This is a genomic window from Flavobacterium hydatis, from assembly GCF_000737695.1.
GTDB lineage: Bacteria > Bacteroidota > Bacteroidia > Flavobacteriales > Flavobacteriaceae > Flavobacterium > Flavobacterium hydatis.
In genome coordinates, this window is sequence record NZ_JPRM01000003.1 from 29,268 (window position 1) to 52,960 (window position 23,693).

Annotated in this window: 22 protein-coding genes; 15 read left to right on the top strand and 7 right to left on the bottom strand. The window is 33.6% G+C overall.

Going from position 1 to position 23,693, the window contains the following annotated elements:
- Nucleotides 1-138 precede the first annotated feature (138 nt).
- The 11 genes from IW20_RS02280 (at nucleotide 139) to IW20_RS02330 (ending at nucleotide 11,874) form a co-directional block, all read left to right on the top strand.
- Nucleotides 139-669, top strand: coding sequence for a complex I 24 kDa subunit family protein (locus IW20_RS02280; protein ID WP_035618214.1), 531 nt, complete (start codon nucleotides 139-141; stop codon nucleotides 667-669).
- Between the two features lies 1 nt (nucleotide 670).
- Nucleotides 671-2,038 (top strand): NADH-quinone oxidoreductase subunit NuoF, encoded by a 1,368-nt coding sequence (gene nuoF, locus IW20_RS02285; RefSeq protein WP_035618216.1) that lies wholly within the window; start codon nucleotides 671-673, stop codon nucleotides 2,036-2,038.
- A gap of 71 nt (nucleotides 2,039-2,109) precedes the next feature.
- A complete protein-coding gene (locus IW20_RS02290) occupies nucleotides 2,110-3,141 on the top strand; it encodes a 2Fe-2S iron-sulfur cluster-binding protein (protein WP_035618219.1) in 1,032 nt (343 codons plus the stop codon).
- Nucleotides 3,142-3,143: 2 nt separating this feature from the next.
- Complete coding sequence (nuoH, locus tag IW20_RS02295) at nucleotides 3,144-4,196, top strand: NADH-quinone oxidoreductase subunit NuoH (protein ID WP_035618221.1); 1,053 nt, start codon at nucleotides 3,144-3,146, stop codon at nucleotides 4,194-4,196.
- A 160-nt stretch (nucleotides 4,197-4,356) separates the two neighbouring features.
- Nucleotides 4,357-4,902: a NuoI/complex I 23 kDa subunit family protein gene (locus tag IW20_RS02300; protein WP_035618224.1), complete on the top strand. Its 546-nt coding sequence runs from the start codon at nucleotides 4,357-4,359 to the stop codon at nucleotides 4,900-4,902.
- On the top strand, nucleotides 4,902-5,441 hold the full coding sequence (locus tag IW20_RS02305) for an NADH-quinone oxidoreductase subunit J family protein (RefSeq protein WP_035618226.1): 540 nt from the start codon (nucleotides 4,902-4,904) through the stop codon (nucleotides 5,439-5,441). The genes IW20_RS02300 and IW20_RS02305 overlap by 1 nt, the downstream gene beginning before the upstream one ends.
- A complete protein-coding gene (gene nuoK, locus IW20_RS02310) occupies nucleotides 5,441-5,761 on the top strand; it encodes an NADH-quinone oxidoreductase subunit NuoK (protein ID WP_035618229.1) in 321 nt (106 codons plus the stop codon). The genes IW20_RS02305 and nuoK overlap by 1 nt, the downstream gene beginning before the upstream one ends.
- A 6-nt stretch (nucleotides 5,762-5,767) precedes the next feature.
- Nucleotides 5,768-7,651, top strand: coding sequence for an NADH-quinone oxidoreductase subunit L (gene nuoL / locus IW20_RS02315; RefSeq protein ID WP_035618774.1), 1,884 nt, complete (start codon nucleotides 5,768-5,770; stop codon nucleotides 7,649-7,651).
- A 10-nt stretch (nucleotides 7,652-7,661) separates the two neighbouring features.
- A complete protein-coding gene (locus tag IW20_RS02320) occupies nucleotides 7,662-9,101 on the top strand; it encodes a complex I subunit 4 family protein (RefSeq protein ID WP_035618232.1) in 1,440 nt (479 codons plus the stop codon).
- Between the two features lie 145 nt (nucleotides 9,102-9,246).
- Complete coding sequence (locus IW20_RS02325) at nucleotides 9,247-10,617, top strand: NADH-quinone oxidoreductase subunit N (RefSeq protein ID WP_035618235.1); 1,371 nt, start codon at nucleotides 9,247-9,249, stop codon at nucleotides 10,615-10,617.
- A gap of 480 nt (nucleotides 10,618-11,097) precedes the next feature.
- Entirely contained in the window at nucleotides 11,098-11,874 is a 777-nt protein-coding gene (locus IW20_RS02330) for a Bax inhibitor-1/YccA family protein (protein WP_035618776.1), read from the top strand.
- A 51-nt stretch (nucleotides 11,875-11,925) separates the two neighbouring features.
- Here the strand turns inward: IW20_RS02330 and IW20_RS02335 are convergent, their stop codons facing one another.
- Nucleotides 11,926-12,441, bottom strand: a complete 516-nt coding sequence (locus IW20_RS02335) for a PAS domain-containing protein (protein WP_035618238.1) — start codon at nucleotides 12,439-12,441, stop codon at nucleotides 11,926-11,928.
- An 82-nt stretch (nucleotides 12,442-12,523) separates the two neighbouring features.
- Nucleotides 12,524-13,606, bottom strand: coding sequence for a DNA polymerase IV (dinB, locus tag IW20_RS02340; protein WP_035618241.1), 1,083 nt, complete (start codon nucleotides 13,604-13,606; stop codon nucleotides 12,524-12,526).
- A 235-nt stretch (nucleotides 13,607-13,841) separates the two neighbouring features.
- Here dinB and IW20_RS02345 point away from each other — a divergent pair, with 235 nt between their 5' ends.
- The 4 genes from IW20_RS02345 (at nucleotide 13,842) to IW20_RS02360 (ending at nucleotide 18,883) form a co-directional block, all read left to right on the top strand.
- Nucleotides 13,842-14,567: a metallophosphoesterase family protein gene (locus tag IW20_RS02345; protein ID WP_035618244.1), complete on the top strand. Its 726-nt coding sequence runs from the start codon at nucleotides 13,842-13,844 to the stop codon at nucleotides 14,565-14,567.
- 46 nt (nucleotides 14,568-14,613) lie between these two features.
- Entirely contained in the window at nucleotides 14,614-15,138 is a 525-nt protein-coding gene (locus IW20_RS02350) for a DUF6646 family protein (RefSeq protein ID WP_035618247.1), read from the top strand.
- Between the two features lie 139 nt (nucleotides 15,139-15,277).
- Complete coding sequence (locus tag IW20_RS02355) at nucleotides 15,278-16,069, top strand: hypothetical protein (protein WP_035618250.1); 792 nt, start codon at nucleotides 15,278-15,280, stop codon at nucleotides 16,067-16,069.
- Between the two features lie 327 nt (nucleotides 16,070-16,396).
- Nucleotides 16,397-18,883 carry a pectate lyase family protein gene (locus IW20_RS02360; RefSeq protein ID WP_035618253.1) on the top strand — a complete coding sequence of 829 codons (2,487 nt, stop codon included), beginning with the start codon at nucleotides 16,397-16,399 and terminating at the stop codon, nucleotides 18,881-18,883.
- A gap of 142 nt (nucleotides 18,884-19,025) precedes the next feature.
- On the opposite strand, the gene IW20_RS02365 is transcribed toward IW20_RS02360, so the two are convergent.
- The 5 genes from IW20_RS02365 to amaB form a co-directional block, all read right to left on the bottom strand.
- The gene (locus IW20_RS02365; protein WP_035618256.1) at nucleotides 19,026-19,427 is read right to left on the bottom strand and encodes a hypothetical protein; all 402 of its coding nucleotides are present in this window, start codon (nucleotides 19,425-19,427) and stop codon (nucleotides 19,026-19,028) included.
- Entirely contained in the window at nucleotides 19,411-19,974 is a 564-nt protein-coding gene (locus tag IW20_RS02370; RefSeq protein ID WP_035618259.1) for a LemA family protein, read from the bottom strand. The genes IW20_RS02365 and IW20_RS02370 overlap by 17 nt, the downstream gene beginning before the upstream one ends.
- Nucleotides 19,975-19,981: 7 nt before the next feature.
- Nucleotides 19,982-21,025, bottom strand: coding sequence for a hypothetical protein (locus IW20_RS02375; protein ID WP_035618262.1), 1,044 nt, complete (start codon nucleotides 21,023-21,025; stop codon nucleotides 19,982-19,984).
- 42 nt (nucleotides 21,026-21,067) lie between these two features.
- Nucleotides 21,068-21,880: a leucine-rich repeat domain-containing protein gene (locus IW20_RS02380; RefSeq protein ID WP_035618265.1), complete on the bottom strand. Its 813-nt coding sequence runs from the start codon at nucleotides 21,878-21,880 to the stop codon at nucleotides 21,068-21,070.
- Between the two features lie 198 nt (nucleotides 21,881-22,078).
- Complete coding sequence (amaB, locus tag IW20_RS02385; RefSeq protein ID WP_035618268.1) at nucleotides 22,079-23,632, bottom strand: L-piperidine-6-carboxylate dehydrogenase; 1,554 nt, start codon at nucleotides 23,630-23,632, stop codon at nucleotides 22,079-22,081.
- Nucleotides 23,633-23,693 lie beyond the last annotated feature (61 nt).

A 23,693-nucleotide genomic window follows, 5' to 3' on the forward strand; every position in this document is an offset into this window, starting at 1 on the left:
GATTGTAGAGTTTAGATTTCTGATTATAGATTACGAAATCAAAAACAAATAATAACGATTGCAGAATGTAGGTTAATGTAGATTATAGATTGAAGATTTAAAAATCTAAGGTCTAAAATCTAAAATCTAAAATTAAGAATGGAAAGAACACATTACAAACAAGAAATAAATATGACTGAAGCATTGATGAATCGCATCAATGAATTAATCAGTCATTATCCTGAAGACAAAAGAAAATCGGCTTTATTGCCAGTTTTACACGAAGTACAAGATGCCCATGAAAATTGGTTAAGTATTGAGTTACAGGACAAGGTTGCCGAAATTTTACATATAAAACCAATTGAGGTTTACGAAGTGGTAACTTTTTATACCATGTACAACCAAAAACCAATGGGTAAATATATGTTTGAGTTTTGCCAAACCTCTTGTTGTTGTTTAAGTGGTGCCGAAAATTTAATGGATTATACATCTGAGAAATTAGGTATCAAAATGGGTGAAACAACTCCTGACGGAATGTTCAGCATTGCTGGCGTTGAGTGTTTAGGTGCTTGTGGATATGCTCCGATGATGCAATTAGGCGATTTCTACAAAGAAAAACTTACAGAAGAAAAAATAGATCAGTTAATCGCTGATTGTAAGGATAATAAAATAATATTACACGATAAATAATATGTCACAGAAAATATTATTAGATAAAATCAATATTCCTGGTATTAAAACCTACGAAGTATACCGCAAAAATGGTGGTTATGCATCTGTAGAAAAAGCTTTAAAAACGCTTACACCAGACGAAGTTGTTGAAGAGGTAAAAAAATCAGGTCTTCGTGGTCGTGGAGGTGCAGGTTTCCCTGCAGGTATGAAATGGAGTTTTATTGATAAAAAATCAGGAAAACCAAGACATTTAGTATGCAACGCCGACGAATCTGAGCCAGGTACTTTTAAAGATCGTTATTTGATGGAATACATTCCTCACTTATTGATTGAAGGTATGATTACTTCAAGTTTTGCCTTAGGCGCTAACTTATCATATATCTACATTCGTGGAGAATATATGTGGGTTTTCAAAATATTAGAAAGAGCCATTGCCGAAGCGAAAGCTGCTGGATTTTTGGGTAAAAATATATTAGGATCAGGATATGACCTAGAACTACACGTTCACTGTGGAGCTGGTGCTTATATTTGTGGAGAAGAAACTGCACTTATTGAGTCATTGGAAGGAAAAAGAGGAAACCCGCGTATTAAACCACCATTCCCTGCTGTTTCTGGACTTTGGGCTAACCCAACCGTGGTAAACAATGTTGAAACTATTGCCACTGTGCCATGGATTATTAATAACTCTGGTGATGATTATGCCAAAATTGGTGTAGGTCGTTCTACCGGAACTAAATTAATCTCTGCTTCTGGACACGTTAAAAACCCTGGAGTTTACGAAATTGAATTAGGTTTAAGTGTTGATGAATTCATGAATTCTGATGAATACTTAGGCGGAATGTCTTCTAGCAGACCTTTGAAAGCGTTTGTTCCTGGAGGTTCTTCTGTGCCAATTTTGCCAGCTGAATTAATTTTTAAAACTGCAAATGGTGAAGATCGTTTAATGACTTACGAATCTTTAAGTGATGGTGGTTTTGCTACTGGATCGATGTTAGGTTCTGGAGGATTTATCGTATATAACGACACTGCTTGTATCGTAAGAAACACATGGAATTTTGCACGTTTTTATCACCACGAATCTTGTGGACAATGTACTCCTTGTCGCGAAGGTACTGGATGGTTAGAAAAAATATTATGGAGAATCGAAAACGGTCAAGGTCGTGAAGAGGATATCGAATTACTATGGAGTATTCAGAGTAAAATCGAAGGAAACACGATTTGTCCACTTGGAGATGCAGCATCTTGGCCTGTAGCAGCAGCTATTCGTCATTTTAGAGATGAATTTGAATACCACGTTCGTTTCCCAGAAAAGATAAAAAACAGAGAGCATTTTGTTGCTGAGCCTTTTTCGCAAGTGAAACATTTAGTAACAAAACAAACAGTTTAAATTAGTTTAAAGTTTTTTTTAGTTTAAAGTTTGACAACTTTAAACCTTAAACTAAACCAACAAATATAGAGATGAAAGTAACCATAGACGGTCAAAGTATAGACGTAGAGCCAGGGACAACAATCCTACAGGCTGCACGTATGATTGGTGGAGATTTAGTTCCGCCAGCCATGTGCTATTACTCAAAATTAAAAGGTAGCGGAGGAAAATGCCGTTGTTGTTTAGTTGAAGTATCGAAAGGAAGTGAAGCTGACCCTAGACCAATGCCAAAACTAATGGCATCTTGTGTAACAGGATGTATGGATGGTATGGAAGTAAACAGCAAATCTTCTGACAGAGTAACGGAAGCACGTAAATCTGTAACAGAATTTTTATTGATTAACCACCCTTTAGATTGCCCTATTTGTGATCAAGCTGGTGAATGTGATCTTCAAAATTTAAGTTTTGAGCACGGAAATCCAAAATCACGTTTTATTGAGGAGAAAAGAACTTTTGAACCAGAAGATATAGGTCCGCATATTCAATTGCACATGAACCGTTGTATCTTATGTCAGAGATGTGTACAAGTTGCAGATCAATTGACAGATAATAGAGTTCACGGTGTATTAGATCGTGGTGATCACGCTAATATTTCGACTGGTATCTCTAAAGCCATCGATAATGAGTTCTCTGGAAATATGATTGATGTATGTCCTGTTGGAGCTTTAACTGATAAAACTTTCCGTTTTAAATCAAGAGTTTGGTTTAATAAGCCTTACAACGCGCACAGAGAGTGTACTACTCCTGGATGTTGTGGTAAAACTACTGTTTGGATGTTTGGTGGCGAAATACAACGTGTAACTGGTCGTAAAGACATTTACCACGAAGTAGAAGAGTTTATTTGTAACAGTTGTCGTTTTGACCACAAAAATGTTGCTGACTGGACTATCGAAGGACCAAGAGAGTTTGAAAAAGATTCGGTTATTAACCAAAATAACTATACTCGTAAGTTAGAAAAAGTAGAAATCGCTACGGAAAAGAATATTCTTTTGGGTAGAGATGAAGACCGTAAAAAGATTAGTATGGCTCAAATTCCATTAACCAATAACGACAAAATCTCTTAGGAATGGATAGTACATTTATTATAGAAAAAAGTGTTGTAATTCTAGTGGTTTTTGCTGTAACTATGATTATGGCGATGTATTCTACTTGGGCTGAGCGTAAAGTTGCAGCTTTCTTACAAGACCGTGTTGGACCTAACCGTGCTGGTTGGGGTGGATTATTACAACCTCTTGCAGATGGTATGAAGTTATTCTCTAAAGAAGAATTTATACCTAATACACCAAACAAATTTTTATTTGTTGTAGGTCCTGCAATTGCCATGAGTACTGCTTTAATGACAAGTGCCGTAATCCCTTGGGGAGATAAATTACACTTATTTGGCAGAGATATTTTACTACAGGCTACTGATATCAATATTGGTTTATTATACTTCTTCGGAGTTGTTTCTGTTGGGGTTTATGGTATCATGATTGGTGGATGGGCATCTAACAGTAAATTCTCATTGATGGGAGCGGTTCGTGCAGCTTCGCAAATGGTTTCGTATGAAATCGCAATGGGTTTATCGATGATTGCATTATTAATGATGACTGGTAGTTTAAGCTTAAGAGAAATCTCTATGCAACAAGCTGAATTAAACTGGAATGTTTTTTACCAACCTTTATCTTTCTTGATATTTCTTATTTGTGCTTTTGCTGAAACAAACAGAACTCCTTTTGACTTAGCAGAATGTGAAACGGAATTAGTTGGTGGATATCACACGGAGTATTCTTCGATGAAAATGGGATTCTATTTATTTGCTGAATATGCAAATATGTTTATCTCGGCTACTATTATCTCTGTATTATTCTTTGGTGGATATAACTATCCTGGTATGCAATGGATGGTAGATAATGTGGGTGTAAATCCGGCTAACGTTTTAGGAATGGTTGTTTTATTTGCCAAAATATGCTTTTTCATATTTTTCTATATGTGGGTTCGTTGGACTATTCCAAGATTCAGATATGACCAATTGATGCATTTGGGTTGGAAAATATTAATTCCGCTTTCTATCATCAATATCATGATTACTGGTGTTGTAATGTTAAGAGGTGAAATTGCAGCTTATTTAGGGTTTTAATAAACGAAATACCTAGCCCTGATAGAAGTGGAAATCCTTTATTGTTTTTCTTTAAAACAATAAAGATTGTAACGGATAGCAGGATTAGCTTCAGATAAAAATAAAAGAAATAAATTTTTGAATTTGGTTTTGGAATCAAAATCGCAAATGATAAATTAAAATGTCGATAGAAACAATATCATTATCGGGTAGAAAAAAGTTAGTCTCTAACAAAGAGATGACTTTTCTTGAGCGATTGTACCTTGTTGCAATTTTCAAGGGGTTGATTATTACAATCAAACACTTTTTTAGACGTAAGAAAACAATTCACTATCCTGAACAAGTTCGTGTACGAAGCGATGTTTATCGTGGTCAACACCAATTGAAACGCGATGATCAAGGTCGTGAGAACTGTACTGCATGTGGATTATGTGCTTTGTCATGTCCTGCTGAGGCAATCACGATGAAAGCTGAAGAGCGTAAAGCAAATGAGAAACATTTGTACAGAGAAGAAAAATATGCTTCGATATATGAGATTAATATGTTGCGTTGTATTTTTTGTGGATTGTGTGAAGAGGCTTGTCCTAAAGATGCAATTTACCTGACTACGTCAAAAGTATTGGTTCCTTCTAGTTATGAAAGAGAAGATTTTATTTTTGGAAAAGACAAATTAGTGATGCCATTAGATGTGGCTATGAAAAACGCTCAACTTAAAAACGCTAATTAATGATACATATACCTGATTTTGCAAATGCAAATGCAATACAAATTACTTTTTGTATATTAGCTTTCATAACAGTGATAACTGCTTTCTTAACGATTTTTAGTCGTAACCCTATTCATAGCGCTATTTATTTAGTGATTTGCTTTTTCTCGATTGCTGGTCATTATTTACTATTAAATGCTCAGTTTCTAGCGATAGTTCACATCATAGTATATTCGGGAGCCATAATGATTTTGTTTTTATTTACCATTATGTTGATGAACCTGAACGAAAAACACGAAGTACATAAACCCCGAATTACTCGTTTGGGTGCTATTGTTTCTTTCTGTTTGATTTGTATTGTATTGATTGCAATATTTATTAACTCTAAACCAATTGTTGGTGAATATGACTCGACTGGTCAAGATTTTCAATCGATAAAAGTATTGGGTAAAATATTACTGAACGAGTATATGGTTCCGTTTGAATTTGCTTCTATTTTACTTTTGGTTGCCATGATTGGAACTGTGTTATTGTCTAAAAAAGAAAAATCGAAAAAATAATGAATAATATTTTAAATCAAATAGGTATTGAAAACTACATATTTTTAAGTGTAGTCCTTTTTTGCGTAGGCATATTTGGTGTTTTATACAGACGTAATGCGATTATCGTTTTTATGTCTATCGAAATCATGCTTAATGCAGTAAACTTATTATTTGTTGCCTTCTCTACTTATCACCAAGATGCACAAGGACAAGTATTCGTATTTTTCTCGATGGCAGTTGCTGCAGCTGAAGTTGCAGTTGGATTGGCAATTTTAGTATCGATATTTAGAAACATACATTCAATTAGTATCGATAATTTAAAAAATTTAAAAGGATAAATGGCAATGGATACCAATTTAGCTTTAGTTTTAGTATTAGCTCCTTTTTTAGGATTTTTAATCAATGTTTTCTTTGGAAAAAGTCTAGGAAAGACAGTTTCTGGCGCTATAGGAACTCTTTCTGTAGTGGTTTCATTTGCTGTTAGTATTTATTTTTTCCTTCAAATAAATCAGACTCAACAACCTATCAGCATTTCTTTATTTGAATGGATTCAGATAAGTAATTTTAAAGTTGATTTAGGTTTCTTATTAGATCAATTGTCATTGCTTTGGTTACTTTTTGTAACGGGTATTGGTTCTTTGATTCACTTATACTCTATCAGCTATATGCATGATGATGAGAAAATGCACCAGTTTTTTGCTTACTTAAACCTGTTTGTGTTTTTCATGATTACACTAGTTGTTGGTAGTAACTTATTAGTATTATTCATTGGTTGGGAAGGTGTAGGACTTTGTTCTTACTTACTAATCGGTTTCTGGTATAAAAACCAAGAGTATAATGATGCGGCTAAAAAAGCTTTTATCATGAACAGAATTGGAGATTTAGGATTATTGGTTGGTATTTTTATCATCGGTTCTATGTTCTCTTCTCTAGATTACTCAACTATAAAAACGGCAATCGCTACTGCAACTGACTTAAATGTTCCGTTACTTTCTTTAGCTGCTTTTTGTTTGTTTATTGGTGCTTGTGGTAAATCGGCTCAAATCCCATTATACACATGGTTGCCTGATGCGATGGCTGGACCAACTCCGGTTTCTGCATTAATTCACGCGGCTACAATGGTAACTGCTGGTATCTTTATGATTACCAGATTAAACTTTGTTTTTGATTTAACTCCAGATGTTCAGAGCTTAATTGCAATTATTGGAGCAATAACTTCTCTTGTTGCTGCTACAATTGGTCTGGTTCAAAATGATATTAAAAAAGTATTGGCTTACTCTACTGTTTCGCAATTAGGATTGATGTTTTTAGCATTAGGTTTAGGTGCTTACGAAGTAGCAGTTTTCCACGTTATAACACACGCTTTCTTTAAGGCTTGTTTATTCTTGGGTTCTGGTTCTGTAATTCATGCATTACATGGTGAACAAGATATGCGTAAAATGGGTGGTTTGCGTAAAGCAATGCCTGTTACGTTTATTACAATGCTTGTTTCTTCATTGGCAATATCGGGAGTTCCATTATTTTCTGGATTCTTCTCGAAAGATGAGATATTATTGACTGCTTTTCATCATAATATTTCTCTTTATGTTGTTGCATCGGTTGCATCTATCATGACTGCTTTTTATATGTTTAGACTGATGTTCTTAACTTTCTTTAAAGATTTTAGAGGAACGGAACACCAAAAAAGTCATTTACACGAAAGTCCTGCTTTAATCACTTTTCCATTAATTGTTTTAGCAATCTTGGCTACTTTTGGCGGATTGATAAGCTTACCTGGAAATAGCTGGTTGAATACTTATTTAGCTCCGTTATTTACAAAAGTAGCTGGCGAAGCACATCACTTAGGCGCTACTGAATATACTTTAATGGGTGTTGCTGTTATTGGTGGTTTAGTTGGAATTTTTATTGCCTACTTAAAATACATCAAACAAGATAATGTACCTGGTGAAGATGAATCTATAACTGGAGTTGCAAAGGTATTATACAACAAGTATTATGTTGATGAAGCTTACGATTTTGTATTTGTACGCTCTATTAATGGATTATCTAAATTCTTTAGAGATTATGTTGAAACAAGTATATCAGCACTTGTTTTCGGATTAGGAAAAGTAACCAATGAGATAAGTTATCAAGGTAGAAAATTACAAAGCGGAAGTATCGGTTTATATTTGTTTGCTTTTGTTTTGGGTCTTTGTGCCATTGTTTCTTATATATTTTTAGCTCAATAATTTAATAACTATGAACGTTTCTCTTATATTAATTATACTTTTAATTGGTGCATTTGTCACTTATTTTGTTGGTGATAAACTAGCTTCAAAAGTAGCTTTGTTCTTTAGTTTGGCCGCTTTAGGTTGTTCGATTGTATTGTTAAATCATTATAATCTTGGCGAAAGCATCAGCTATATTAGCCAATGGATTATTCAGCCTAAAATTTCATTTGTATTAAATGCAGATGGATTGGGTATTGCAATGTTATTGCTTACAACTGCTTTAACGCCTATAATCATTTTCTCTTCGTTTGGGAACTCTTACCCAAATGCAAAAGGATTCTATGCTTTGATTTTATTCATGGCATTTGCAATGGTAGGAACTTTCCTTGCTGCAGATGGTTTGTTATATTATATTTTCTGGGAATTATCATTAATCCCTATTTATTTCATTGCCTTAATTTGGGGTAATGGTGATACTGAAGAACGCAGAAAAGCGGTAGTTAAATTCTTTATCTACACTCTTGCAGGTTCATTGTTTATGCTTGTAGCATTTGTTTACTTATATACAAAAGCAGGTAGCTTCTTATTGACTGATTTATACGAAGTAGATTTATCTGCAACGGAACAACTTTGGATTTTCTTGGCTTTCTTCTTAGCTTATGCTATTAAGATTCCTCTTATTCCTTTTCATACTTGGCAAGCAAGTGTATACCAAAAAGCTCCTACTGCAGGAACAATGCTTTTATCTGGTATCATGCTAAAAATGGGATTGTATAGTATCATCCGTTGGCAATTGCCAATTGCACCGATTCCTGCAAAAGAATACATGTCTGTATTTATTGGGTTGGGTATTGCTGGTGTAATCTATGGTTCTATTGTTGCATTAAGGCAAAAAGACTTAAAAAAATTACTTGCTTATTCTTCCTTAGCTCACGTTGGGTTAATTGCTGCAGGTACTTATACATTAACTGCTGATGGTTTAAGCGGATCTGTTTTACAAATGATTGCACACGGTTTTGTGGTAGTTGGTTTGTTCTTGGCTGCTGAGATCATCTTCAGAAGATACGAAACCAGAGCTATTGCAGAAATGGGAGGAATTCGTTACCAATCGCCTAAGTTCACTTCGATGTTCTTAATTTTGGTATTGGCATCAGTTGCATTACCATCTACGTTTAACTTTGTTGGAGAGTTTACAGTTTTATATAGCCTTTCTCAAATTAATATTTGGTTTGCCGTTATAGGTGGAACTACTATTATTCTTGGTGCTTACTATATGCTTAAGATGTTTCAACACGTAATGTTAGGTGAAACGAATACTAAACCTTTTGCTGATGTATCTATCTCTGAAGGAATTTCGCTTGTAGCAATTATAGCTGTATTATTCTTTTTTGGATTGTATCCAAAACCAATTACAGATTTGATTTCTCCAAGTTTAGATGTAATTTTAAAAGTTATACATAGAAATTAAATTTTAGAATAAAGTCTAACTATTTTTGATTTCAGATTTTATCTGGTTCTTAAAAAGTTAAGCTACTAAAGAATAAATAACACATTTTAAATAAAAATAAATTAGGGCATCATTAGTTTTAGATTCCTAAATCAAAAAAACAAAAATGAATACATTAATAGCTATAATAGGATTGGGTGTTTTTTGCCTACTGTTTGAAATTCTTAATTTAAGAAAAGCCATTATTCCAGTAACTATAATTGGTTTATTAGGCGTTTTGGCAATAAACTATTCTGAGTTTGGTTTAACCGAAAGTTATTACAATAACATGATTGCTGTGAGTAAATACTCTACGGCGTTTTCATCTTTGTTTATTGTTTTAACTATTTTCTTAGTGGCGTTGAGTTACAATTTCTACGAAGATCACCAAACTAAAATTTCTGATTATGTAGCCATAAAAATATTCTTATTGGCTGGTGCTGTTGCAATGGTTTCTTTTGGAAACTTAGCGATGTTCTTTTTAGGAATCGAAGTTTTATCTATCGCATTATACGTATTAGCTGCAAGTGATAGAACTAAAATCAAAAGTAATGAAGCCGGAATGAAATATTTCTTGATGGGTTCTTTTGCTTCTGGTATTATCTTATTCGGAATCTGTTTGATTTACGGTGCTATGGGTAGTTTTGATGTAGTTGAAATTAGCGACTTATCTCAATCTGCTGAGTTGCCTATTTGGTTCCCAATTGGTATTGTATTATTAACTGTTGGTATGTTGTTTAAAGTTGCTGCTGTTCCTTTCCACTTTTGGGCTCCAGATGTTTACGAAGGTTCTCCTGCTTTAACAACTGCTTTAATGAGTACTTTGGCAAAAGTTGTTGCTATTGCTACTTTATACAAACTATTAACGATATTGAATGCGGAACTTTCTGAAAGTTATGTAATCGTAATCGTAATTGTTTCGATGTTGTCTATGACTGTTGGTAATATTATGGCATTACGCCAAGTTAACGTAAAACGTATGCTTGCTTACTCTGGTATCTCGCATGCTGGTTTCATGTTAATGACATTATTAACTTTAGCTACTTCTGCAGGAACTCTTTTATATTACACAACTGCTTATGCATTAGCAGGTATTGCTGCTTTTAGCGTTATATTATATGTTTGTAAAAATCAAGATAACGAGGATATCACTAATTTCCACGGTTTAGGAAAAACAAATCCTTTATTAGCAGCAATCCTTACGGCTTCGCTTTTATCGATGGCTGGTATTCCGATTTTTGCTGGATTCTTTGCTAAGTTATTCTTGTTTAATCAAGTATTACAAGCTGGTTATTTAGCATTAGTAATTGTTGCTGTAATTAACTCTATCATAAGTGTTGGTTATTACTTCAAATTAATATTAGCAATGTACACTAAAGAACCTAACGAAACTCGTACAGGAAGACCTTTCCTTATTTATGCTGTTGCAGTAGTTTCTATACTATTAAACATCGTGATTGGTTTATTCCCTTCTTTAGTTTTAGATCTTTTGAACTAATCCTAATTACATAAAAATACAAGCCATCAAGTTTAAAACTTGGTGGCTTTTTTGTTTAAACCATTTAAGTAATTTAAGAAAATATAAGCTTCAGCTATTTTCCTTTAATTAACTTATATGACTTAAATGGTTAGCTTTTCATTTTTTATAGCTTCATTAATATCGCAGATTTCTTTAAAGCTATGCAGAATGAATTGCGTTCAGTAAATTCTCTCGCAAAGACGCCAAGGCGCAAAGTTTATATTTAATCGCTTGGCGGCTTTGCGACTTGGCGTGAAACTACTACTTCTACCTTTATACGAGAAAGTGCTACTTGATAGCATTGAACTAAATCATCGGGCAATTCATAAATAAAATGTGCTTAACAAATCTCTTCTTGGGATAAAAAAGGCATAATCCAATTGTTAAAATATTTATAGCAATTAGACCAAATATCAAAATATGCGCTATATTTGGTACGTTTTAAAATCAAAATATATTATGGCTTTCAATTCTAACAATCCGTTTTTAAGTAACAAACGTTTCTCTCCAACATCGGTTGCAGCTAAAAGTGACAATCCTCATCAAGCTAGAATTATCGATTACGGTAACGAGATGACATTATCTGGTACTATAAATAAAACTCTTATCTTATTTTTATTGCTTACTGCTACTGCAATGATTACTTGGTGGATGTCTTTTAACGGTATCAACCCTATGCTTCCTACTATTGGTGGAGCAATCGTTGGATTAATTTTAGTTGTAGTCGCAGCATTCAAACCACAACTTTCTCCATACTTGGCTCCAGGTTATGCCTTGTTTGAAGGTTTATTTATTGGTGGAATATCCGCAATTTTTGAAGCAATGTATCCTGGAATCGTGATTCAGGCTGTTGGTGCTACATTTGTAACATTTATGGTTTGTCTTGGTTTATATAAATTTAAAATCGTAAAAGTAACAGAGCAATTTAAATCAGTGGTTATGGCTGCTACATTAGCAATTGCTACTTACTACTTAATCTCTTGGTTATTTTCGATGTTTACAAGCTTTACACCTGTACATTACGGTAACTCTATGATGAGTATTGGTATTAGCGTTTTTGTAATCGTTATTGCTGCTTTAAACCTATTCTTAGATTTTGATAGAATCGAAGAAGGTGTGCAACAAAAAATGCCAAAATTTATGGAATGGTACGGTGCAATGGGATTAATGGTTACTCTTGTTTGGTTGTATATCGAATTCTTAAGATTATTATCTAAATTAAATAGCAAAAACTAATACTTTTAAATACATATAAAAAAGCCTTTTTGATTTTCAAAAAGGCTTTTTTTATGCTGCTTTCTCAAAAGCTATGAAATGGGTTAGCTTCCCTTTTAAATTAAAAACAGGAAAAGCATTTACAGTACAGAGATAAGTTTCTCCGTTTTTCTTATAGTTAAGTAAAGTCTTTTCGAAAATTTCTTGAGATTCAATCGCTGCTCTGATCTCGTTTGTAGTAATAGAACTTGTTTCGGGTCCTTGAAACATTTTAGGTGTTTTACCCAAAACCTCAACTTCTGTATATCCTGTCATATTTACGATTCGGTTAGAAGCAAAAACTATCTTAAGCTCTAAATCGGTAATAACAACAACTTCATCTTTCAATCGTTCTAAAACATCAAACTCGGATTCGTCCCAATTAAATTGCTTAGAGATATTGTTTACTCTTTGCCAATCGGTATAATTAGTTTTTAAGTCATTTAAAAACTCATGATGAAAGTCCCATGAAATTACAGGGACAACATTGCAATTCATACCTTGATGGTATTTTGCAATTGCAGCATCATAAGCATCTAAATTAAACATAAATGATAGTTTTTATCAAAGGTAATAATGAAAACAACATCTATCATAGCGATATTACGCATTTAACGGTTGTTTAATCGATTTAAAAGTCAAACTTGAGCTGTACAACAATAGCTTTCTTTTCTTCGGTATTAAGATTACTTAATGAAATTCCGAGTAATCGAACTGAATCTTTCATCCGTTCCTGATACAATAACTCTTTTATTGTTTCCATTATCAAACTTTTGTCGGCAATAAAATAGGGCAATGTTTTACTTCTGGTTTGCTGAGTAAAATCGCTATACTTAATTTTAAGTGTAACTGTTTTTCCAGAAACCTTATGCCTTTTTAAACGTCTTTCTAATGAAATTGCAATTCGCTCGAGTTGTTCTAACATAAAAATTTCCGAAGAAAGATTGACATCAAAAGTATGTTCTGCTGCGACCGACTTTGTAATTCTATCTGCTTTGACTTCGCTGTTATGAACTCCACGCACAACATGATAATAAAAAGTGCCTGATTTACCGAAATGCTTTTCGAGAAACTCCAGACTTTTACTTTTTAAATCAGTACCAGTAAATATCCCAAGCTGGTACATTTTTTCGGTTGTAACCTTCCCTACTCCATAAAATTTTCGAATAGGTAATTCTTCGAGAAAAGGAACAACCTCATCTGGATTAACCGTTTTTTGTCCGTTTGGTTTATTATAATCACTAGCTACTTTTGCTACAAATTTATTAATCGAAATTCCTGCTGAAGCTGTTATACCAACTTCATTAAAAATTCGCTGTCTTATTTCTTGTGCCAATAAACTTGCACTCGGATTTCCTTTTTTATTAACGGTAACATCCAGATAAGCTTCGTCTAGCGAAAGCGGCTCGACTAAGTCTGTATATTCATGAAAGATTTTATGAATTTTTCTTGATATCTCTTTATATCTATCAAAACGGGGCGGTACAAAAATAAGTTCTGGACAATATTTCTTGGCAAGAACTCCGCTGATTGCACTACGAACTCCAAACTTACGAGCTTCGTAACTTGCTGCAGATACAACTCCACGATTTTCTGATCCGCCAACAGCAAGGGGTTTACCTCTCAAAAAAGGATTATCCATTTGCTCTACCGAAGCATAAAATGCGTCCATATCTATATGGATAATTTTTCGATATGTAGGCATTTCAGACATGCTACAAATTTAGACAGGAAACTGTTATAATGGATTCTAATGACACCAAAAAATTTTGATAAATACGTTAAATTTTATCTATAATCTGGTAAACCAAAACAATCCAGATCAACGTAATAAATTATACAAAATAGATAATCTAACATTTTTGTAATAATAAGAAACATTAACAACTGAATAAGCAAAAACCAAATCAATTTCTGCTATTTTTGTAAGTACATTACAAAATATTAAAATGAGAACATTCGTTATCGGCGATATACATGGTGGCTTGAGGGCTTTGAAACAAGTCATGGAAAGAGCCGCTGTAACAGACAAAGACACCTTGATTTTCTTGGGTGATTACGTAGACGGTTGGAGCCAGTCGCCGCAAGTAATTGATTTTTTAATAGACCTCAGACAAAAACAAAACTGCATTTGCATTCGTGGTAATCATGATGATTTACTACAACAATGGATGAGGGACGGTAAAAACAACGAATTATGGTACCATCACGGTGGCGAAGCAACTGTGCTTGCATACGAATCGATAAGCGACAGCCATAAAGAAATACATATTGCTTTTTTTGAATCATTACAAAATTACTATTTAGACTCTCAAAACAGATTATTTGTTCATGCTGGTTTTAGCAATATGAATGGGGTTACTTATGAGTATTCGAGTGAAGCCTTTTATTGGGACAGAACACTCTGGGAAACCGCTCTGGCATTAGATCCGAATATGAAAACTGATTCTTTATTTTATCCAAAAAGATTAAAACACTATAAAGAAATTTATATAGGTCATACTCCTGTTACAAGAATACATGAAACTGTTCCTGTACAAAAAGCTAATGTATGGAATGTTGATACTGGAGCTGCATTTACAGGAAGATTAACAATTATGGACGTTGACACTAAGGAGTTTTGGCAAAGCGAACCTTTAAACGAACTCTATTTTGACGAAAAAGGTAGGAATTAAGATATAAAAAAACTACTTTTGCAAAAAAATTAAATCAATAAATTTTATGAAAAAGATTATTACACTTGCGTTTTTATTGGCATTTGGTTTAACTCAAGCACAACAAGCTTTTAGTGGTAAAGGTGACACTAAGGTTAATATTGGTGCAAACATTCAAGATGGTGGTTCTGGTATTCAGGCTTCTATTGACTTCGGTCTTGGAGAAAATTTCTCAGTCGGATTTGTTTCAAATTACTTATTAGGAGTAAATGAATATTCAGGTTTTTATGGTGTAACTCAATATTATGGTACAAAACCAGATTTTCAAGATCGTTTTGATGCTAAAGTTAGATTTAATGCTAACCTAGGAAGCGTTATTAATGTAGATAAAAAATTAGACGTTTATCCTGGATTAAGCTTAGGTTTAAGAAATTTTGGTGGTCACGTTGGTGGTCGTTATTTCTTTACTGATGGTTTTGGAGTATTCACTGAGCTTGGATTTCCTATTGCAAAATACGGAAATGATGATAGAGTGTTTTACAACTTAAACAATCAATTTACTTTTAGTTTAGGAGCTTCTTTCAATTTGTAAAAGATACATACGCAAAAGCGTACAAATATTTAAAAAGACGATTTTGGAAATTTCAAAATCGTCTTTTTTTTATGATTTTTTTTTAATCTTGAATTAATTATTCAAATACATTTGTACTAAAATTTTTATATTTTAAATTATGAAAAAATCAATAATCAATACTTTAAGTTATGCCGTATTAGGGATTTCCTTGCTAACGATTGTATCATGCAAAGATCATAAAAAAGAAGTAAAAGCAGCGCAAAACGAAGCTTTTACAGGAACTTGGGTCGCAAGACAATTTATTGATAGTTTAATTACCAACAACGGAATTAAAACTAACAGCAATGGTGTTACTGAAATTATTATCCCACAGAATCTAAAAGATAGTATTACTTTTTTAAACGAAGATTTAGAAAAAGGAAAATATGCCGCAACAATTAAAAATGATACTTTAGTAAATCATATAGGTGAATCTAAAACTCAAGAAGCCGTTTTAAGAAGCGGAAAATTAATACTGTTGCCGCTAGATGAACGCTATCAGGAACAGAAATATATAAAGGTTAATAACACCTTGACAGATGCAGCTAAAAAAGCAGGAGTTTCGGTGGTTCGTATCTTAATAAATCAAAATAAGCTTTTTGCTCATCATACATTTTCTAAACCGGGTTCTACAAATAGTGACATTACATTTTCTGGAGGAAAAGTATCTGGCTTAGAAAACTTTGAAAGCTATTATATAAACATAAATGGCGATGAAGCTAATGTTGAGGAAATAACCTCAATCGATTTTAAGACTAAAGATGGGAATTCAAAAAAAATGGGAATTCAATTTTATGATGATAAAATCGAATTATACGATGCAATTCTTACTACGAAACCAGACGAAAAACCATATTACAAAAAAGGGAAACTACTATATTCCCTTAATGCGATAAAAACAAACATATAAGTATTCGATTAAAATAATCTTTACTACACCCATTCTAAAAGCAACTCCTATCGAGTTGCTTTTTTTGTGTCTAAAATCATAAACTATCAAACTCCAGAAGAAAAACACCTCGTTTTTCAACAAATAAAGAATAAACACAAAAAACAAAATACCCTTATACAATAACCATTCAAACATTGATTTTTTTATACTATGTATATTTTTTTGACAAATTAATTATTAATACAGAAATTTTATTTACTTTCGTGTAATCGATTACATTTTAAATTAAAATTACAAACCTATTGCAACCAATTAATTACCAAACCATTATTAAAAACCACGATTATGAAAAAATTTCTACTTTTATTGACAATTACACTTGTCTCTGCACAAGTTTGGGCGCAGCAAGTAAGCATTAATGAAGCTGCAGGCTGGCTAGAATCTGCTTATGCAAAATGGCAACCTGTAGCAAATGCTCAAAGCTATAATGTATATTACTCTGGCATGGGTGTAACCGACCAAAAAATAGATGGTCAACTTATACGAAGTTATGGAACTTACTACCGTGCAGACATACCAGGGATTAAAGCGGGTACGTATACGATAAAAATTAAACCTGTAATATCTGGCGTAGAAGGTACAGGATCTACAACAAGTTCTGTTATTGTAAAAGCCCACGATCGTGCAGGATTTGCTTTTTCTAACGGTCGCGTTCCGGGTGCCTATAATGCAGATGGTACACCAAAAAATGGCGCTGTAATTTTGTACATAACAGAAAGTACTAAAAATACGGTTTCGCTTGCAGTAACTGGAGCAACACCAAGTCCATCTGTTGGATTACAAACTATCTTGGATGGCTATAAAAAAGGGAAAGATTTACGCCCATTGATTATTCGTATGATCGGACAAATAACAGACCTAGACTATATGCTGGCTGGCGATATTGTAATCGAGAACAATAATAATGCCTCTAGTTATATAACGCTAGAAGGAATTGGCGATGATGCTGTAGCGGATGGATGGGGAATTCGTGTAAAAAATGCGTCGAATATTGAGATTCGTAACATTGGTACAATGAATTGTAATAGTGGCGAAGGCGACAATATAGGTTTACAACAAGACAATGACTATGTGTGGGTGCATAACTGTGATTTCTTTTATGGAAATGCTGGAGGCGATGAAGACCAAATAAAAGGAGACGGTGCGTTAGATTGCAAAAAATCGACTTATATCACGTTTTCATACAATCACTTTTGGGATTCAGGAAAATCTAATCTTTTGGGTTTAAGCGAGAATACTACAACAGGATTATATATAACATATCACCATAACTGGTATGACCACTCGGATTCACGCCATCCTCGTGTACGTTTTTACTCTGCTCACGTATACAACAACTATTATGATGGAAATGCAAAATACGGTGTGGGATCGACTATGAGTTCTTCGGTATTTGTAGAGAACAACTTTTTCCGTAATTGCAAATATCCAATGCTTACTTCTATGCAAGGCACAGATGTTTATAATGGAGCATTAGGAACGTTCTCTAAAGAAGATGGCGGAACAATAAAAGCCTATAATAATACTATGAGCGGCGAAAGTCGTTTTGTTGCGTATGATGCCACTAATTACCCTGTAGAATTTGATGCTTATGTGGCAACTACAAGAAATGAATTAGTGAGTAGTAGTATTGTTTCTAAAAAAGGGGCAAAAACATATAATAACTTCGATACCGATACTTCTGTAATGTATCCTTATACACCAGATAGTCCCGAGGTTGCCAAAACAAATGTTATGCAATATGCTGGGCGTATTACTGGAGGCGATTTTAAATGGACTTTTAACAATGCTGTAGATGATGCCGAATCTTTGGTCAATGCGCCATTAAAAGCAGCTCTCGTAGCTTACAGAACAAGTTTAGTGGCTGTACAAGGAGAGAACAATACGCCAATAACTTCTCATACGCTAACTTCTACAGGAAACAATGATCAAACTGTTGCTATTGGAGCAGCAATTAGCGCAATTGTGTTTACTTGGGGCGGAGATGCTACCGATGTAACCGTAACAGGATTACCTGCATCAGGAATTAGCTATATAAAAAACCCGATAACTAAAACAATTAGCATTACTGGTTCTCCAACTGCTACACTATCTTATACGATTACTACTACTGGTGCTGTAGGAACACCTGCCACTGGCTCAGGAACTATCACGGTTTCTACCAATGGCAGCACTCCTACGGATAAAACACATAATTTTACTACCGATGCTAAAACAAATGCGTTCTATACTATTACAGGAAATATGAACTCAACCGCAGGATCTGTAACCTATTCTGGTTTAACATTAACGGCACGTTTAAAAATGGAATCAAGCACCTCTATAACCTATACCACAACAAGTGAGTCAACCCTAACATTGGTATTTGATAATACATTTGCTGGAAAAGTAAAAGTAAATGGTGTAAATTATACGGCAGTAGCAGGAATTGTAACTATATCGGTACCGGCTGGTAACAATACAATTACAAAAGGTGATACTACAAACTTATTCTATATAAGTACTGAGTACAAAACCACATTACGTATTGACGATAACATCATGCCTACACAATTAATGTTATACCCTAATCCGGTGAAAGATTATTTACGCATATCAAACCCAAATCAGAATGTAGAGAAAGTAACCATTTATAACATGAACGGTTCAATAGTAAAAACTACAGGAAAAAACATAGAAACAATTGATATGAGCCATCTCATTCCTGGAAATTATTTGGTAAAATTACAAACGGGAGAAGGTACATTAAACCAAATAATAATTAAAAAATAATTCATAACAGATTACTATTCAACGCAAAAGGCTTCCAAAATTGGGAGCCTTTCTTTTATTGCAACTAAATTGCATTATCTATTTATAACATAAATTTATTTCTGAATTTAATCCCTTAAATCTAAAAAGCAACTATGTTGCATTATCTATTTCTGTTCCTAAATTCCTGTTGTTCTGACATTTTACCGAACTCTTTAACAAACTTTTTAATTGTGCTAAGGTTAAACATTACAAAGAATAACATCCCTAAAAAGATTGTTATCCAACTATAAACAAGTTGTACTCCAGATATATCTGAAGCTACTACACAAAAAATAATAGTTGGTAATATCGCCAACAACAATGTAAGTCCTAAGCTTAGTAATAGCGGTGATATAAAATAACTAATAATAGCGGTAAACCCAATTTTTCTGAATATGGCTGCAATTAGTACTAATCCTAACATACCAAATATCAAAGTCGCAAATCCGTAGATTAAGACCGAATCTGTTACTTTATTGATTTCGGTTTCATAACCGAAGAATGTATTAAAATTGAATCCCATTATATGCTTTTTCTTCTGTTGAAACTTCAAATAACGTTTGTGTATGATAACCTAACATTTTTGCCAAAATAAGATTAGGGAATTCCTGAATTCCGATATTATAAAGATTTACACTATCGTTGAAAAACTCTCTTCTGTCGGCGATTTTATCTTCCATTTGTGAAACTCGTCTTTGTAATTCAAGAAAATTTGAATTAGATGCTAAAGTTGGATAATTCTCTGAAACAGCAAACAACGTTTTCAAGGATTTAGAAAACTCATTTGCGTTTTCTATCTTCTCATCGACAGTTTTAGAATTTAAGAAATCAGTACGAAGCTTAGTCAAATTAGTTAGCATAGCAGTTTCGTGTTCCATAAACTTAGAGGCAACTTTAACCAATTCTGTTACTTCATCTGCTCTTTGCATCAATATAACATCAATGTTCCTAAAAGCTTTTTCGAAGTTATTCTTGAGCATAACCAGCTTGTTATAGGTGCCGATAAAAAAGTCAACTAGTATAATTACCAGAATTAACCCCACGATTAAAGCAATATTTTGTGCAGACATAATGTATTTAGTTTAAAATGATATAGATAAGTATAAGTGTAATGAAAAATAGTGTTGTTAAAAATGAAACTAGCAAAGGTTGGTATTTATTCCTGAATGAAATACTTTGAGGTATTGCAACGCCAAAAATCCCATTAGAATCACCTTTTCTTAGAACGGTATTACCTTGGTCTGAATCGGCATAACCAATGAGCAGCATATAATCATTGTGTTTTAAATAGGTTTCAGAATATCTCTTTTTTCCTCCCATTTGCTTATCGATTCTATCAAAATAGAATTCTAATCCTTCTCCATTTACAGTAACACTTCCGGTTTCGTCTTTTATTTTAAAATTTCCTACTTTTAGTTCTGTAAATATAGTTCTATAGGATCTTTTCCCATCATCATCTGCAGGACCTTCTTCTTCGATGGTATAATAATATCCTATGCAGGGTTTACTGAAATAAGGGGAAATAATAGGCTCAATTTCTTCTAAATCTCCCTCTACTTCTACCAATCCCATCGCAATCGCATTCATCTTAGAAGTGGGCAAAACTGCCTGAAGCTTAAGAAACTTGCTTTTGTTACTCGGAAAGAAAATGAATTTTATAAAAATAAGTCCCGGAATGATAAAGAAAAGAAAATGTGCTTTCTCTATATAAAGCAACCAAAAAAATCCCCCAACGACCCCAACCATCATAAGCAAACCTAGGAGTTTCTTACCTAAGGTAGTTTCTTTAATGTTATGTTTACTATTGAATTTTTCTCTTTCAGCTTTTTCAGTTTTACTACTTCTAATTCCTGAGTAAAACATACCGATAATACCAAGTATGAAAACAGATGCAAACAAAAAGAAGAAAACCATAAGTGTATATTTGGAATCTACCAGAAAACTCAAACCAATAAACAATGGACATAAAACAAAAAATAGCCAACTGGGGAATTTTAAGTTATATAAACCAGAGAGTATTATAGTTTGAAACAAAGCAATCCCAAGACTGAAGAACATAAGGAAAACGACCATACCGCCATCTACCTTGTTTTGATCAAAAAAAGCAAAAAATTCGTTCATTATTAAAAATTCAAAAAAAAGATTATCCCGTATTCGGTACTATTAAAACACAACTTCAACTTGATTAGAAAGCAACCTTCGAATCTTATTTCGTTCTGAATCAGAAATAGGATTATTACTTAAATCTAAACCTATTAATTCTTGTAATTTATTGACTTCGTTAGGAATTTCACCAATATTATTATTACTTAAAATCAAAAACTTAATATTCTTAAATTGCAAAATTGCTACCGGAAAGGTATCTAGTTTAGCATTAGATAAATTTAACTCTACTACCATTTCGGGTTTTAACTTTGCTTCTTCTAACTTATAAAAGGTTGACTTTTCTTTTTTCATCCCTTCTTTCCTTTGTATTAAAAGACCAAAAGCAGCCAAAATAAGTGATGCTACAAAAAAGATACACAGAAAAGCAACCCAAACAGGAGTATCATCTTTTTCATGAGTAAAAAGCCTTAAATAAACGAAATAGGCTAAGCCGCTAACCATGGTTAAAAACAATCCTAGTACTACTAAGAACAAAACACTTTTAAAAATCGAAAGAAGGACTTTTTTAACTCCAGTTCTATTCTTACTGAATATGATGTATGCTGCCAATGCAAAAATTAGAGTCCAAAATACAGCCACACCAATTTGTGCTATTTCAGTCCCATTCTCTATAATCGAAAAAGATATAGCTGTGGGAAACATTAAAACAAACCAAATAACAAAAGCAGTTAATCCTACAGAGAGGCAACCCATTTTTTCTTTTTTGCCAGATGCCTTAAGCCACATATAAGCAATTAAAACAGAAAGCGCCATCACTCCTAAAAAACCATATCCAAAAGGCGTAAGTCCTGCTAAAAAAATCAAACTCATTTTAATAATTTTTCAAAATATTATTTGGTTACTCTATTATCATTTCTACTACTATTTACCTAAAATGGCATCAGAAATAACAAAACATTTCATACTTAAATGCTAATTTAAATAAAACACTATGAATTAAGCAATAAAAAAAACCGCTTCTCCCAAATAATATGGAAAAAAGCGGTTTTGATATAAATGATTCTAATCTTACAAATCAAATTTTATTCCTTGTGCCAATGGCAAACTTGTAGTATAATTGATAGTATTAGTTTGGCGACGCATGTATATTTTCCAAGCATCAGAACCTGATTCACGACCTCCACCAGTTTCTTTTTCACCACCAAAGGCTCCACCAATTTCTGCACCAGATGTTCCGATGTTTACGTTTGCAATTCCGCAATCTGATCCTACAACAGATAAGAAATACTCAGCTTCACGCAAGTTGTTAGTCATAATTGCAGAAGATAAACCTTGAGCAACTCCGTTTTGTATATCAACAGCGTTTTCTACATTTCCGCTGTATTTTATTAAGTATAAAACTGGAGCAAATGTTTCGTGTTGTACGATTTCAAATGAATTTTCTGCTTCAGCAATAGCAGGTTTTACATAACAGCCACTTTCGTAACCTTCTCCAGAAAGTACACCACCTTCTACAAGGATTTTACCTCCTTCGGCAACAACTTTTGTCAGAGCATTAGCATACATCTCTACTGCATGAGTATCGATAAGCGGACCAACATGGTTATTTTCATCCAAAGGATTTCCGATACGTAATTGTTTATAAGCCGAAACAATAGCATCTTTTACTTTGTCATAAATACTTTCGTGAATGATTAAACGACGTGTAGATGTACAACGTTGTCCTGCTGTTCCTACTGCTCCAAAAACAGCACCAATAACAGTCATTTTAATATCTGCATCTGGAGTAACAATAATTGCATTATTTCCTCCTAACTCTAATAATGATTTACCTAAACGTCCTGCAACTGTTTGAGCAACAATTTTACCCATACGAGTAGAACCTGTAGCTGAAACTAAAGGAATACGTTTATCTGCAGTCATTAACTCCCCTACTTTATAATCTCCATTTATCAAACAAGAAATACCTTCTGGAAGATTATTCTCTTTAATTACCTGAGCAATTATATTCTGGCAAGCTATACCACAAAGAGGTGTTTTCTCTGATGGTTTCCAAACGCAAACATCACCACAAATCCAAGCCAAAGCCGTGTTCCATGACCAAACTGCCACTGGGAAATTAAATGCCGAAATGATTCCGACAATTCCCATTGGGTGATATTGCTCATACATACGGTGTCCTGGACGCTCTGAATGCATTGTTAATCCGTGAAGCTGACGTGATAATCCTACTGCAAAATCGCAAATATCGATCATCTCTTGAACTTCACCATATCCTTCTTGTAATGATTTCCCCATTTCGTAAGAAACCAATTTACCTAAAGCTTCTTTATTCTGGCGTAATTTTTCTCCAAACTGACGTACGATTTCTCCACGTTGCGGCGCTGGCATAAGTCTGAATGTTTTAAATGCCTCAGTTGCTGTTTGCATTACTTTTTCGTAATCGGCAGCTGTAGATGTTTTTACCGATGCTATTAATTTTCCGTCTACTGGCGAAAAGCTTTCAAGAATATCACCTGAAGAAAAGTTGTTTATTCCGGTTGATGTTCCTTCGTTTATGGCTTTTATACCCAATTGCGCCAATGCGTCTTTCATTCCGAATTGCTCTGCTATTGTTATCATTGTAACTTTTTGGTTAGAAATTGTTATATTTTTTTTTATGTAAATATATTTGATTTTATCT